Origin of the sequence: Spiribacter roseus, assembly GCF_002813635.1 — a bacterium.
Lineage (GTDB): Bacteria > Pseudomonadota > Gammaproteobacteria > Nitrococcales > Nitrococcaceae > Spiribacter > Spiribacter roseus.
In genome coordinates this window covers 1,147,892-1,163,065 of the sequence record NZ_CP016382.1, presented here as the reverse complement: position 1 = coordinate 1,163,065, position 15,174 = coordinate 1,147,892, and the positions used below count along the sequence as shown (strand labels likewise).

Sequence of the window (15,174 nt, the reverse complement as noted above, 5' to 3'; positions counted from 1 at the left end):
CTACAACGGAGCCCCGCAATGGATGTATCGCGCCGGCAATTTCTTGGCAAGGCCGCGGCAGTCACCGCCGGTGTTGCCGTGATGCCCCTCTCGGAGGTCGAGGCCGGCCTCAACGATCAACCCCCGCGGCGTGGCGGCGATCCCGGCAAGCGCTACGGCATGGCCATCGACCTGCGGCGCTGCATCGGCTGTCAGGCCTGCACGGTGAGCTGCTCGATCGAGAACCAGCCGCCGGTGGGTCAGTTCCGCACCATCGTCCATCAGTACGAAGTCACGGATAACGCCTCCGAGGAAACGGCGGCGGTGATGCTGCCACGCCTCTGCAACCAGTGTGACAACCCACCCTGCGTGCCGGTCTGCCCGGTCCAGGCGACCTGGCAGCGCAAGGACGGCATCGTGGTGGTGGACAGCGATCAGTGCGTGGGCTGTGGCTATTGTGTGCAGGCCTGCCCCTACGACGCGCGATTCATCAACCACGAAACGCAAGTGGCCGATAAGTGCAACTTCTGCGTGCACCGGCTGGAGGCCGGGCTGCTGCCGGCCTGCGTCGAGAGCTGTGTCGGCGGTGCGCGCATCATCGGCGATCTCAACGACCCCGACAGCCATATCAATCGGGTGCTCAGCGAGAACTACGACGACGTCAAGGTGCTCAAGCCCGAGCTCGATACCCGACCGCATGTGTTCTACATCGGCATGACCGACGCTTTCATCGAGCGCATCCAGGGCGAGAGTGGCCTGTGGTTCGATTCCGAGCACGGCGGCGTCATGGGGGCCGTGTCATGAACATCGCCGAAATCATCGTCCCGCAGCAGGAAGTCGCCTGGCTGCCCTGGGCGGTGCAATACTTTTTCCTTGTCGGGATGGCCGCAACCGCGGCGATACTGGTCGCCATCGGCGAGTTTGTCCGCGGCGGCCGCTGGCAGCGTCTTCAGGCCCCGGCGCTGGTCGTCGCGATCTCCACGGGCGTGATCGCGCCCATCGCGCTGCTGGCGGATCTGCATCAACCCGGGCGGTTCTATCACTTCTACACCGACATCACGCCCTGGTCGTGGATGTCGCTGGGTGCGCTGATCCTGCCGGTGTTCATGACCGGCCTGCTCGGCTACTGGGTGCTCTGGCAGCGCGCGGTGTTCAAGGCCGGGGGCGCGCCGCGCTGGCTCGCGCTGTGGGCGGCCGGCAACTGGTCGGGACAGGCGCTGCGGCCATGGATTGCCGGCGTGATGTTCATTGGCGCTCTGGGGATCCTGCTCTATACCGGCTCCGAGGTGATGATCGTCAAGGCGAGGGCGCTCTGGCACACCGAATGGATGATCGTCAATCTGGCCCTCACCGCCTTCATGGCGAGCCTCGCCGCCATTGTCTTTACCCAGGCGCGGATCTTCGCCGCGACGCCCGGCGATCAGCGTCTCACCGTACGGCTTTTCGTGCTGGCGCTGATCGCCACCGGCGTCGGTGCGGTTGGCTGGGCGGTGACTGGCTGGATCAATGGCTCGGTGTCATTCCAGGCTTTTCTGCGCCTCGTCGAGCAGTTCGCCTACTGGCGGATCGTGTTTGCCCTGTCGGTGGCCGTGGGCGGCGGACTGCTGCTGGCGGCGCTGTGGATGCTGCGCACGCCCAGGGGGATCGCGCGGGCATGGTGGCTGGCGCCACTCGCACTGCTGGCCGCATGGTCATTCCGCTGGGCCGTGTTGATGGACGTCCAGAGCGTGCCGAAATACGGAGCAGGGCTCTATCCCTATCATTTACCGCTGGGCAGCGACGGGCTGCTCGGCATTCTGGGTGTATTCGGTCTATGGCTTGCGGTGCTGATGATCCTGCCGGGAATCATCGCCAATCGCGGCGCCGTCCACCCCAACCCATCAATGCGTGAGGTGGCTCATGGATAAGAATCGTCGCAACCTGCTGAAAGGGGGCGTCGCCGCCGGCGGGCTTGGAGTGTTCGGTGCGGGCTATGTCGGGCCGGTCAAAAAGGCCACCGAGGGGCTACTGAGCGGCAGCGCCGGCGAGCCGACCACGGACCGGATCACCGGCAATGCGCTGACTCCGGAATTTCATATCGACGCCGATACCGGTGAGCTGACGCCGGCTGACGGCCAGGTCGTCAGCCTCACCCAGTGCCTGGGTTGCTGGACCCAGTGCGGTATCCGGGCCCGGGTGGACACGGTCAACAACCGGGTCCTGCGGATCGCGGGCAACCCCTACCATCCCCTGTCCCACGAAAATCCGCGGCCGTACGCCGACTCGGTCCGTGCGGCGTACACCGGGCTCGGCGGTGACGCGGGGATCGACGGCCGATCGGCCGCCTGCGCGCGTGGCGCGGCGATGCTCGAGCTGCTCGATAATCCCCAGCGCATCACCCAGCCGATGAAACGGGTCGGCCCGCGGGGCGCGGGCGAGTGGCAGACAATCAGCTTTGAGCAGCTGATCGAGGAGGTCACCGAAGGCGGCGATCTATTCGGCGAGGGGGCGGTCGATGGACTGCGGGCCATTCATGACACCGAAACGCTCATGGATCCCGAGAACCCCGAGTACGGGCCGGTGGCCAACCGGCTGCTGGTCACCGACGCCGGCCCGGACGGCCGCCGCGATCTGGTCAAGCGATTCACCTTCAATGCCTTCGGGACCCGCAACTTCGGCCATCACGGTTCGTACTGCGGCCTTGGCTATCGCGTGGGTTCGGGTGCGCTGTTCGACGACATGAAAGGCTTCACCCATGCCAAGCCGGACTGGGATCACGCCCGGTTCGTGATCTTCATGGGCACGGCGCCGGCGCATGCCGGCAACCCTTACAAGCAGCAGGGCCGTCAGCTGGCAAGCGCCCGCACCGACCGGCGGTTTGAATACGTGGTGGTGGCGCCGTCGCTGCCCAACTCTTCGAGTCTCGCGACCCGCAGCAACAACAACTGGGTACCGATCCGTCCAGCCGGTGATTCGGCAATGGCCATGGCCATGATCCGCTGGATCATCGATCACGAGCGCTATGACCATGCCTACCTGTCCCAGCCCGGGCCCGCAGCCCGCGACGCCGCCGGCGAGCCCAGCTGGAGCAACGCCACTCACCTGGTCGTGAGTACCGAGGAACATGAACTGACCGGTCGCATTCTGCGTGGTCGGGACCTGGGCTGGACGGACAACGCCGATGACTCGGTGGTGATCGATGCCGAGGCGGACGAGTGGATGGCCCATACGGCACCGCGGCCGGCGGCGCTGTTCGTGACCCGCGAGGTGACGCTCGCTGATGGCAGCCGCGTGACCGTCAAATCGGCGATGCAACGCCTGACCGAGGAAGCACGGCGTCTGTCGCTGGCGGAGTACAGCGCCGAGTGCGACGTCCCCGAGGCCACCATCGAGGCGCTGGCGCGCAAGTTCACCAGCCACGGCAAAAAGGCGGTCATCAACACCCATGGCGGTGTGATGAACGGCAGTGCCTTCTACACTTCCTACGCCATCGTCATGCTCAACGCCATGGTGGGTAACCTCAATGCCCCGGGGGGAACCTTCGTCAAGGGCCAGCCGTTCACCAATACCGGTGCCGGCGAGCGCTATGACATGGCCAACTTCCCCGGCAAGGTCGGCCCGCAGGGGATCTTTCTGTCGCGCAGCCGCACGACTTACGAGGCGAGCAGCGAGTATCAGCGCAAAGTCGCCGCCGGGCGCAACCCCTATCCCGCGAAGGCCCCGTGGTATCCGGTCTCCCCGCCGCTATTCACCGAACATCTGTGCTCGGCGCTCGAGGGCTACCCCTATCAGGCAAAGATCTGGATCAACCACATGGGGAATCCGATCTACGGCCAGGCCGGGTTGCGCAAGGCGATCGATGAGCGCCTCAAGGATCCCAGCCGCATCGGCCTGATCATCGGTATTGAGCCGTTCATCAACGAGACCAACGCCTACGCCGATTACCTGGTGCCGGATCTGGTGACCTACGAGGGCTGGGGGTTTTCCAAGGCTTGGGCGGGCGTCAAGCAGCGCATGACCAGCGCACGCTGGCCGATTGTCGAACCGCGCGTTGGCAAGACCCCGGACGGCGAGCCGCTCAGCATGGAGGCTTTCCTGATTGCCGTCTCGAAACGCCTGGGGCTACCCGGTTTTGGCGATAGGGCCATTCCCGATGCCGAGGGCAACCTACACCCGCTCAACAGTGCAGCGGACTGGTATCTGCGTGGCGCCGCCAATGTGGCCTGGGACGGCGGGGCCGTGGCCGAGGCCGCCGAGGATGACATGCGTCTGACTGGCGTCGAGCGGATCGCCGGGACACTCCAGTCGCATCTCAAGCCCGAGGAGTGGCGCCGGGTGGCCTATGTCTTCTGCCGCGGCGGACGTTTTGGCGAGGCGCCGGCCAAGGATGCCGGCCCGGTGACCCACTGGGACCGCCCGGCCACGGTGTGGAACGAAACGGTTGGCAGCCAGCGCCACTCACTGAGTGGTGAGTACTTCACGGGCTGCCCCACCTTCCATCCGCCACGTTTCGCCGATGGCTCGCGCGTCGAACGCCACTATCCGGTCGATCACTGGCCCCTGCGGTTGACCTCGTACAAGTCGCACCTCCAGAGCCCGCACTCGATTGCCGCTTCGCGACTCCGCCAGATCCATCCCTACAATCCGGTGGGAATCAATACGCGGGACGCTCAGGCCGCCGGTATCGACACCGGTGACCGGGTGCGGGTGGTGACCCCCGGGGGATCGGTTGAAGGCGTCGCGATGCTGCGTGACGGCGTCAAGCGTGGCGCGGTGGCCATCGAGCATGGTTATGGGCATCGCGAACTGGGTGCGCGCACGCACACCATCGACGGCACGGCATTGCCCGGGGACGAGGCCATCGGCGCCGGCGTCAATCTCAATGATCTGGGGCTGGTGGATCCCACGCACAGTTCGGGCAATGCCTGGCTGGACTGGGTGACGGGTGCTTCGGTGCGTCAGGCGCTGCCGGCTCGGATCGAGCGGGTCGCATTGCACAGCCCGAAGGACGGGCGTTTTGAGTGACATCACCGATGTCGGCACGGCGATGACGGCTGACCGTCGAATAAAATCCTCCAATGTGTGCCCATGCACCTGATCGTAACTTAATACCGACCATGTCCTGCAGATGTTTGCGCCGAACCATTCTGTTGTTCACCGCAGCCGCTGCTACTTCGCTCCTACCGAGTGCGTTATTACGGGACAAAGTGTGTCACACGCTAGCTTGCTCGTGTCAGATTGTGAGCTGAACCTGACTTGTCTGTCCACACACCGCAACGAGCACCCGCATAGAACAGAGTTCTAAAGCAGTTGGCACGCGATTTGCCAGCTCAAACTGCGAGCTCCGAGAACAAAGACTCGCGTGGCATAAGTCAAACACAAACACCTCATGGATAGGTGAATGGCGTGGGAGGTTAGGCCTGATATGGCAACTGACAGCGAAGGTTTCAACAAACAGCGTCGGATGTTATTGGGCGCGGGCGTCACGGGATGCGTCGGCGCGATGTTTGGTGCGCGGATAGAGCAGGTTAAGGCGGCTGCCACGGCCTCCGCCGGAGATGTGTTGGTGCATTTTAAGGGAGATAACACAGGTCTTCCAATTGATCCGGCTGGTCTTAAATTCCTTGAGCCAGTGCTCGCAAAGCCGCAATCGCCTGACGGGCAAGTGCGAGATGCTCGAGAAAACATAGTTACGGTGGTGCGGGTTCCAAGGGAGGAGCTCGAAGCGGAGTTCGAATCTATGGCCGCCGGAGACATTGTGGCAGTGTCTGCGATTTGCTCGCATCAGGGATGCCTTGTATCTGACGTGGGTACGTTTGGAACCGCTGAGGGCAAACTTGCATGCACTTGCCACGGCAGCATCTTCGAGCCCCGCGCGGGAGGGAAACGGGTGGCTGGACCTGCCGAACGTGGGCTGCCGATGTTACCCGTGACTGTGGACGGGGCGAAATTAATCGCTACCGGCGGTTTCGCCGGGAAGGTTGGATAAGCATCGTCAAAGAATCGGTGATGAATAGACCGTTAACAACCAGCCTCGAGGTTGAGGATCTGGGACCTAGGAGGAGAAAGCAGTGATGATGAAAAAAAGCATAATGCTGTTGACTGCGGCGGCTCTTACCGCGGGCTTTAACAGCGCTCATGCCACTGACAGTTACTCATCTGTAACGTCGGACCGACTCAAAGCCCCAGAAGCCAGCAACTGGCTCCATTGGCGGGGCAACTACGAAGGATGGGGCTATAGCCCGCTCGATCAGATTGACACGGACAACGTCGCCGATCTGGAGGTCGCCTGGACGATTTCCTCCGGCGTCACCCAGGGACACGAAGCAGCGCCCATCGTTAATGACGGAATGATGTTCGTTACCGCCGCCTACAATAAGCTTTATGCGATGGATGCGGCGTCGGGGGAGCTGATTTGGGACTACGAACGGCAGTTGCCCGACGATGTTGCTGTTTGCTGTGACGTGGTTAACCGGGGAGTCGCCGTACACGGGGATACTGTGTACATGGGTACACTTGATGCGCACGTGATCGCGTTTGATGCCGAATCCGGTAAGATCAAATGGGATACGACCGTTGATAATTACAAGGAGCGCTACGCTATTTCCTCCGCACCGATCGTTGTCGATGACAAAATCATCGTCGGCGTCCACGGAGGCGAATACGGGGTTCGGGGCTATGTCAGCGCTTATGATGCTGAAACAGGGGCCGAGGTCTGGAAAGCACACACCGCGGTCGATGATGGAAGCTGGCCCGGTGATACGCACGAGACGGGTGGTGCAGCGCCCTGGCTTACTGGGACCTATGATCAGGATACACACACCCTGTACTGGGGAACCGGAAACCCGTCGCCATGGATTGATCCGGCCCGCGGCGACGAGCATGATCTGCACCATTCTGTCTCGGTGATCGCTATCGACCCGGACAACGGTGAGATAACAGATGCCTACCAGTACAGCCCCAGCGACGCTTGGGATTTTGACGGAACGAATGAGCCCATGCTCATTGACATTGATGGTGAACCCTCGATCGCTTCGCCACAGCGTAACGGGTGGTTGTACCGACTCGCCCGCGACAAGGGCGAGGTTGATTTCGTTAATGCGTGGCCCTATGCCGAGACCAATATCTTCGAAGAGGTGGGGTCCAACGGTAGGCCAATCATTGACGCTGCTCACCGACCAGCTATTGGAAAGACCGTCGACGCCTGCCCGGCCTTCCTCGGTGCGAAAAACTGGAACCCATCTGCCTATGATCCGAACACCGGTTTGATGTACGTACCGACCAACGAGTGGTGCATGAAAATCCGGGGGGCGCAGGTAGAGTACAGCGCAGGTGCTCCGTACGTCGGGGCAGAGTTCGAGATGTACCAGGTCCCCGGCAACGACCACGTTGGCATGCTGCAGGCGATCGATCCGGCAACGGGTGAGCAGGCCTGGTCGCAGGAGTTCACCGCACCGCTTTGGAATGGCGTGCTCACCACAGGTGGCGGTGTTGTATTCTCAGGAAATCTTGACGAGCGCAAGTTTATGGCTTTCGACGCCGAGAATGGTGAAGAGCTGTGGAGCATGACCACCAATTCGGGCGTGACCGGGACACCGGTGTCCTACGCCGTCGACGGAGAGCAGTACGTTGCGGTGTGGTCCGGTTTCGGTGGCGCGATTCCGCTCTGGGCTGGTCCAGTAGCCGAGCTCACCAACAACATTCCAATGGGCGGCACGCTCTGGGTGTTCAAGCTAAGTGAGAGCTAACTCAGGTGACGTCGTAAAGTGTATTTGCGGCGCCCTCTCCGGGGCGCCGCTGCTTTCTGAGCCGGTTGCAGATCAGCTTCGCTGAGGTGTTACAATGCACATTAGAACTGTGAGAGCGGTCATGGTCGCCGTTTTTTTTCTTGCCGTTTCGGCGCCTGGTAGCGCCAAGGACTACCCCGACCAGTATCCTTTCCCCAACAGCCGGCTCCAGACGAGCCCTGAATTACGGTTTTGCATTGACAAGCGTGATCCCACCTGGCGGGCGCAACAGGCCATTGCGGACGAAATCGCTCTGAGTGTCGGCAGACCCGCAAATTTTGTCGTGACCCGCGAAGAGGAGGAGCGAAGCGGTTACCAGATGGTCGCCACGCGCAAAGAGTTCCTAGTCAGGCTGGCGACTCAGTGCGATGCGTTCATGGGCTTACCGGGCAGCACAACGGCTGCATTCGATTACCCGGCCGACGAAGAGATGCTCGCCAGTCAGCCGTTCTTTCGGACGGGCTTCCAGTTTGTGTCAAGTGAATCCTCGGTCGAGGGCCTTACCGACCTTTCCGCGGACGATGTGCTTGCTCTGCAAGGTCGGGGTGTCCCCTACATGCTCCTCATGACCACCCGTCCGGACAGTGTCACCGTGAAGAGGTACCAGTCATCCGATGCGATTGCGTCAGCCCTGAAGCAAGGCGAGGTCGACCATGCAATCGTGTACGCGCCGCCACTGTACGCAGAGATCACTGACCTGGAATCCGAGGGGCTGTCCGCTCATCCGGTCACTAGCCTGCCGAACATGGAGTGGTATGTGTTTGCCGGTCTGCGCAGCGATCGCCCAACTCTCCGCCAAAAGTTCGATCAGGCGATATCCCGCATGATCGAGACGGGCCGGATGGAAGAGATCATCACCGAAGCTGGGTTTTCTGCTGACGCTTTTCAACCAGCGGCCGCCGATGCAATCTTGCCAGATGACGATTTCGGGGATGATGACGACGATGACTGAAAAATCCCATGGATAGTGCCGCCGTCATCGAGGTCTCGGATCTGCGTCACAGTTACAGCAGCGTTGAGGCATTGCGCGGGGTGAGTTTCTCGGTTCCAAAGGGAAGTTTCTTCGCGTTGCTCGGGCCAAACGGCGCTGGTAAGACAACGCTAGTGCATGCGTTGTGTACACTGCTGCGGCCAAGCGGGGGCAGTGTCTCGGTGGCGGGGCTCGATGTGCGGCGTGCTCCTCGCGCGGTGCGCCGATCTCTCGGCCTGGTCTTTCAAGAGGCCAGCCTTGATGATCGGCTGACCGTATTCGAGAACTTGATCTTTCACGCCAGGATTTACCAGGTACCGCGCCGGGAGCGGCGTCGGCGTGCTTGGGGAGTCTTGGAACTTGTTGAACTGGAGCAGTGGGCAAACGCTCCGGTTAGCAATCTTTCGCGCGGCATGAAACGCCGTCTGGAAATTGGCCGCGCCATGCTCCATGAACCGACGGTGGTCGTATTGGATGAGCCGACTACCGGCCTGGATGTCCAGAGCCGCCGGCGTATTTGGGAATATCTCGAGCGCCTGCAAAAAGAGCATGGGGTAACGCTGTTACTCACCACGCACCAGATCGGCGAAGCAGAAGGAGCTGACTGGGTCGCTATAATCGATCGCGGTGCGCTTCAGGCCTTAGACCATCCCTCTAAGCTCCGCCAGAGTATCGGGGGTAAGCTGATTAATTTGTGGATAGGCGATGAGTCCTCCCGACAGGCTGTGCTCGACCGCTTTCCGGGGAAATGCAAGCAACGGGACTCGGTGATACAGGTTGAGTCGGAAGACCCGGAGGCGCTGCTTCAGGAGCTCGTCGCAGACGAACACCAGTGGGGCATGGTTGATAGTCTCGAGGTTGTCGATCCAAGCCTCGAGGATGTTTTTATCGATCTGACTGGTCGCGGGCTGCGTGATCGCACGACTGACATGGGGATCTGAAGGGGTTTCTCAGATGACAGTACTGAAACCCCTTCTGCAATACACACATGATTTCGTGGCTACGACACACGCAGTATGGCTGCGGGAAGTCCTGCGCATGCTTCGCGACAGTGGGCAGATCGTTGGTGCCTTCAGCCGGCCTGTTCTGTGGGTGATGATTTTCGGCATCGGTTTGACGCCGTACTTCCGGACTGGTTTGCGTGAAACCACTTTCATGGTGCCTTTCACTTACATTCAGTTCATCCTGCCGGCGGTTGTTGTGCTCAATCTGATGTACCCCGCCATCCAATCGGCGGTGTCGCTCATATGGGATCGTGAATTCGGGTTTTCGCGCGAGGTGTTTGCTTCGCCCACGCCACGGGGTGCGATCTTTTTTGGCAAGCTTGTCGGCGGTGCTACGATTGCCATGGCTCAGGGGCTTTTGGTGATGATCCTGCTCCCGGCCGCGAATGTGCCGGTTTCTTATACAAGTTTGTTTGCGGCGCTACTTCCCATGGTGGCGGTTGCGTTGGCGTTTACTGCCATTGGTCTATTGCTTGCATCACGGATGAGTAGTTTTCAAGGTTTTGGAGTGTTCGCCAACACACTTATCTTGCCCGCTTTTTTCCTAGGGAGTTCAATTTTTCCGCTGGATCCATCCTTGTCGATGGAGCAAGCGCTACAGAGCTTTCCGGCCTGGTTGGTGTTCCTGGTACATGCCAACCCGGTTACCTACGCCATTGATGAGCTCCGTTGGGCAATGCTGAGTTATCGCCAGTTTGATCCAGTCACGGCCCGAGTGGTGCTGTCGGCTTTTGTTCTCATCCCGATTGCCTTGGCATACCATGCGCTTCGCCGCTAAACGCGTTCACTGGATATTGCGCCGCATCGGTCGGTCCGGCCTGCTCATCATTGCCGGGGTCATCATGCTGCTCGTGGTCCGCGAACTGCCACCCGAATCTTCTCTGGCGCAGGTGCGCGAGGGCGGTGCTTTGACTGTTTGTGTTCCACCGTCGCTCCCGCCCCTTTTGACGCCCGATTCCGGGGTTAACCAGTACCAAGGGAGCGAGGCTGAACTCGTTCGGTTGATTGCTGCGGATATTGACGTGTCGGTTCAGTGGAATCCTCAGCCGGGCTGGGGCGACACCATCGATCCGAGCGATTGGGGCATGCGTCCGTCGGCTTGCCAGCTAGTCGTGGGCGGCATTGTTGGCTCGGAGGAGACGCGGGCACTTATGGAGCTCGTGCCCTATCGTACGGCCGAATGGTCCATTGTTGGTGACCCGGGCGCAGGGCCGACGGGGCTTTACGTTCCTTTTTGGGGGATTGACCGCGGGCAGGCGGCACGATGGATCCGCGATCAGGGCTACGAGCAGCTTTTTTTGTTTGACGCTAGAGAGGCGCGGGATGCTCTGCAGCGCGGTGACGTGGGGGCGATTGTTTCGCTCCGGCCGGTGGCACGATGGCTTGCGGGCGACCGACAGGTTAGGACAGTGACGGGGTTACCTGTTGAGACGCTAGCACTCGCCACATGGAAGGGACGGACAACGATTAACCGTGAGGTCCGGCGAGTCGCTCCGTCCCCTTGATGATACCTGGGCTGCCCAATCTCCCGATCGCGATGGTGCATCCCAGAAGCACGGCGGCAAGCCCGCCGTATAGCAGTAAAAGTACTGGGCTCCAGTACAGCGTGTAGAACCGAAGTTGGCTGCCAAGACCCTGAGTGAGAGAAATCATTTCGGCAACTATTAACATTAAAATAACAGTGCGAAGTGCATACCTCGCCCGTTCTAGCCGCTCCAAGTGACTCAGCTGACGGGGAGCGAGTGAGCCGGTTAGCCAGGCGCCGCCACCCACTGCAGCCATTACTACCATTTGTTCGCTTTCCAGCCGAAGGTGAATCATCATATTGACGGCAGCCGCCAGAAGGACCCACGGCACAGCCAGAAGGGTTAGTAAAATCGGCGTGATGGTGGCCTCTAAACCCGGCAGTCGCCGAGAGGCAACTGACAGCGGTATGCCGAAGACGAGGGCGATGAGTAACGCCTCCACAAGTCTGCCGAGGCTGATGGAAAGGTGACGCATGGCGCCGTTCCATTCGACGAGAACCCACGCGATCTCGGAGCCTCCCGCCAATGTTTCGATAGCCAGCCACCCCCCGATGCAGAGCACAACGGCGACTGACACTGTCGTATACCAGAGGCGGCTTGCCATTGACCGAGGGTGCGTCATTTGGTCCGTCCAAATTCGTCTTTTCCATAACCAAATCAACACAATGCAAAAGCCGTGCCCGCATTTGGAGTCGATTTCTGTTAAGGATTGGCACACTATGTCATGGAATAGAGCAGCCGACTCAATGTCATGGAATAGAGCAGCCGACTCAGCGTCTTGACACCCACCACAAGAGCATTCACCGTCAGAACATAATATGAGCGATAGTCACAGGCGGACTCTGTAGATTGTTGCTGGAGGAGAGCACAATGGGGTTTGATTACAACCACTCTAAGCAGGTGGAGGAGTCTGTTCGACGGGTGAGCGCGCATACGCCGAGCCGGATGATCCGACCGGAGGAAGTTCGGGTCGCCTTATCTTGGAAGCGTTCCCTCGTCGAGCACTCTCTAGACCCCGGACTGCCTGGGATTGAGGCCGTCCTCGAAGAGCCTCACCTTCGGCGCCGGCGCGATCAGCTGGGGGAATTATATTCCATTGCTAGGGCCGAGATGAGAGACCTCTATCGGCAGATCGCTCAATCGGGGCACTCCGTCCTGCTGACTGATGCAGATGGATATGTTCTGGATCGGCTGGGTGATCCCGGGCTTACTAAGCAGTTTGAGCGAGTTGGGCTACTGCCTGGAGCCGACTGGAGCGAGTCGACGGTCGGCACGAATGGGATCGGTACCTGCATTGCCGAAAAACGCTCGGTGACAATCCATCGGAACGAGCATTTTCTTTGCCGTAATATGGAGCTGTCGTGCACGGCGGCGCCGATTTGTGATCCGCATGGCCGCATGGTCGCGGTTCTCGATGTTTCCTCGGCTCAAGCGAGCTGCGACCGTGAGGTTCCAATTCACACAATCGCTCTCGTGCGGACGTCGGCGCGGATCATCGAAAATCTTTTTTTCCTCAATTATTACCGCAACGAGATTGTACTTCGATTTAACGAAACGGCATCTTCGATCGATTCTCCTAGTGCAGGAATGGTGGCGGTCGATCGAGATGGTCGAACACTCGCATTCAACAAAAGAGCGCGTGATCTATGCGCAATACGGAGCGCCGACTCGGTAGTGAATGAGTCCGTCGAGGAGCGGTTTGGAATAACAGCCAATTCGCTGCACAAGACCGCGTTGGTCCAGGGCGATACCCCGATGCGCCTGCGCGATATTCGCTCCGGCATGGAGCTCATCGGCACATTGCGGGGCCCTTCGATAAAAGCGTCTCCGAACGTAAGGTCTAAGAGAGTTGGTGACGACCCAGCTGGTGGAGAATGTGGCGAGGCTGGGGAACTCTCACTCGATGCGATGGCCCACAATGCCGACGAGCAGGTCAGGCGGATCGTCCGCTGTGCACGTCGCGTGCTAGACCGGGATGTCCCCATCGTCTTGTGCGGGGAAACCGGTACCGGGAAAGAGGTTCTCGCTAGGGCGATTCACAACGCCAGTACACGTCACAAGCGCCCTTTTGTCGCCATGAATTGCGCCGCTATCCCGGAGTCGCTGATTGAAAGCGAGCTCTTCGGCTATCGCCATGGGGCTTTCACTGGCGCGAAGCGAGAGGGTATGCGGGGGAAAGTGCTCGAATCTAGCGGAGGCACGTTGTTTCTCGATGAGATCGGCGATATGCCGTCGGAACTACAGACGCGGTTCCTGCGGGTGCTCGAGCAGAAACAGATCACGCCACTTGGTAGCGAGGAAGTGGTGCCGGTTGAGCTGAATGTCATCAGCGCCACTCACAGAAACCTACAGCAGTTGGTCGAGGACGGGCTGTTTCGCGAAGATCTTTACTACCGCCTCAACTCCATTGCACTCGAGCTTCCGGCGTTGCGGGAGCGGAGCGACAAAGACAGGGTCATCACCGCTGCGCTCACTGCTGAAAGCGGGGGTGATCAGGACGTCTCGATCGATGAGGCCGCGTATCAGCGACTCCTAGACTACCGGTGGCCTGGTAATATCAGGCAACTCCGGCATTGTCTGAGAACGGCTCTTGCACTCTGTGATGACGGCATCATTCGAGTTAGAGACCTGCCTAGGGTAATCGTTGGGGAGGAAGATTTTATTTCTCCCGCTGTGTCAGGCGGCGTATCCGGTCGGGACTCGCTCGAAACGGTTGAAGATGCTTATGGGCAGATTAACAGTCCTTTGGAGGACGCTGAGCGGGACACTCTGCTCAGGGAGCTCAGAAGGCATCGCTGGAACATCACAAAAACCGCGGATAAACTAAACATCAGTCGCAACACGCTGTACCGAAAGCTCAAGAAATACCGCATAGATACCGAGAGCTGAACTCGTTTAAAACCTGAAAGGACACAGATTCATGGACGCACAAGAACTGCGTGCATACCAACAGCCGCTCAAAGAGCACTATAAGGACGAGCCCGAATCGGCGCGAGTCCCCGTTAGTGTCGAGGCGCAGTTGGCCAATGAGGACATCGCGTGCAAGCTTCAGACTTGGTCAGGTGAAGTGGTTGCTGGTCTTCACGCCGCGGCAGGAGGAGATGGTTCACGGGCATGCTCCGCCGATATGCTCCTCCAGGCGCTCGCCGCTTGCGCCGGGGTGACGCTCAAGAGTGTTGCAACGGCGATGGGCATCGAGCTGAGGGAGAGTCGAGTGATCGCTGAGGGCCATTGGGATGCACGCGGCACGCTGGCGCTGGACCCGGAAGTGCCGGTGGGGTTGCGCGACGTCCATTTGCGCTTCGAACTTGAGAGTGACGCGGATGATGCAAAGCTCGGTAAACTGATTGAGTTAACCGAGCGTTATTGTGTGATCTACCAAACACTTGCTTCACCGCCACATCAATCGGCTCGGTTCGTCCGTTCCGACACCTGATGCGCCAAATGCTCTTGTGAACCATACCGTCCTTCCTTGGAGAGACTGGCCTGGCACCGTAGGGGTGGAGGCGCTTGCCGGTCAAAAGCGGGTGACTGGCTTTGCTGTCACGCCAGACGGTTCATCACTCGCTTGGTCAGAGCATGACCCCGCTGACGGTTCGACTCGTCTGCGTGTCGCTGATCGTGACGTGACCACCGTGTGGTCGCCCGACGGCGTCGCGCCGAGATGCCGGGTGCACGGATACGGTGGGCGAGCGATTTGGTCCGGCACCCGGGCCTACCCCTGGATTTTCATACAGGATGAGGACCAGGGCGTGTGGGCCCTGACATCTCAGGGTAAGTCGGTACCGTTACACACGGTGTCTGGCTGCCGCCACGCAGATTGCGATGTCCACCCACCGACCAGCCGCTTGGTGTTTTTGCAGGAGGCCCCGGGTGAGGATCTGACGCGGCTTGTCTTGCTGGATCTCCAATCTGGTGACGCTGTTCAC

At 60.1% G+C, this 15,174-nt stretch carries 11 protein-coding genes; all 11 read left to right on the top strand.

What is annotated here, in order from left to right:
• The first annotated feature begins 18 nt into the window (after window positions 1–18).
• The gene (gene dsrO / locus BBH56_RS05710; protein ID WP_069133934.1) at window positions 19–783 is read left to right on the top strand and encodes a sulfate reduction electron transfer complex DsrMKJOP subunit DsrO; all 765 of its coding nucleotides are present in this window, start codon (window positions 19–21) and stop codon (window positions 781–783) included.
• Window positions 780–1,886, top strand: coding sequence for an NrfD/PsrC family molybdoenzyme membrane anchor subunit (nrfD, locus tag BBH56_RS05705; RefSeq protein ID WP_148122221.1), 1,107 nt, complete (start codon window positions 780–782; stop codon window positions 1,884–1,886). Before dsrO ends, nrfD begins: the two co-directional genes overlap by 4 nt.
• Entirely contained in the window at window positions 1,879–4,983 is a 3,105-nt protein-coding gene (locus BBH56_RS05700) for a molybdopterin dinucleotide binding domain-containing protein (RefSeq protein WP_148122220.1), read from the top strand. Before nrfD ends, BBH56_RS05700 begins: the two co-directional genes overlap by 8 nt.
• Window positions 4,984–5,359: 376 nt before the next feature.
• A complete protein-coding gene (locus BBH56_RS09710; protein ID WP_148122219.1) occupies window positions 5,360–5,947 on the top strand; it encodes a QcrA and Rieske domain-containing protein in 588 nt (195 codons plus the stop codon).
• An 85-nt stretch (window positions 5,948–6,032) separates the two neighbouring features.
• A complete protein-coding gene (locus BBH56_RS05690) occupies window positions 6,033–7,706 on the top strand; it encodes a PQQ-dependent dehydrogenase, methanol/ethanol family (RefSeq protein ID WP_148122218.1) in 1,674 nt (557 codons plus the stop codon).
• A gap of 121 nt (window positions 7,707–7,827) precedes the next feature.
• Window positions 7,828–8,697 carry a substrate-binding periplasmic protein gene (locus BBH56_RS05685; protein WP_157809108.1) on the top strand — a complete coding sequence of 290 codons (870 nt, stop codon included), beginning with the start codon at window positions 7,828–7,830 and terminating at the stop codon, window positions 8,695–8,697.
• 8 nt (window positions 8,698–8,705) lie between these two features.
• Window positions 8,706–9,656: an ABC transporter ATP-binding protein gene (locus tag BBH56_RS05680; protein WP_148122216.1), complete on the top strand. Its 951-nt coding sequence runs from the start codon at window positions 8,706–8,708 to the stop codon at window positions 9,654–9,656.
• Between the two features lie 13 nt (window positions 9,657–9,669).
• Complete coding sequence (locus tag BBH56_RS05675; protein WP_148122215.1) at window positions 9,670–10,497, top strand: ABC transporter permease; 828 nt, start codon at window positions 9,670–9,672, stop codon at window positions 10,495–10,497.
• Entirely contained in the window at window positions 10,481–11,224 is a 744-nt protein-coding gene (locus BBH56_RS09605; protein ID WP_157809107.1) for a type 2 periplasmic-binding domain-containing protein, read from the top strand. Before BBH56_RS05675 ends, BBH56_RS09605 begins: the two co-directional genes overlap by 17 nt.
• 891 nt (window positions 11,225–12,115) lie before the next feature.
• Window positions 12,116–14,134: a sigma-54-dependent Fis family transcriptional regulator gene (locus BBH56_RS05665; protein WP_157809106.1), complete on the top strand. Its 2,019-nt coding sequence runs from the start codon at window positions 12,116–12,118 to the stop codon at window positions 14,132–14,134.
• Between the two features lie 31 nt (window positions 14,135–14,165).
• Window positions 14,166–14,681 (top strand): OsmC family protein, encoded by a 516-nt coding sequence (locus BBH56_RS05660; RefSeq protein ID WP_148122212.1) that lies wholly within the window; start codon window positions 14,166–14,168, stop codon window positions 14,679–14,681.
• Window positions 14,682–15,174 lie beyond the last annotated feature (493 nt).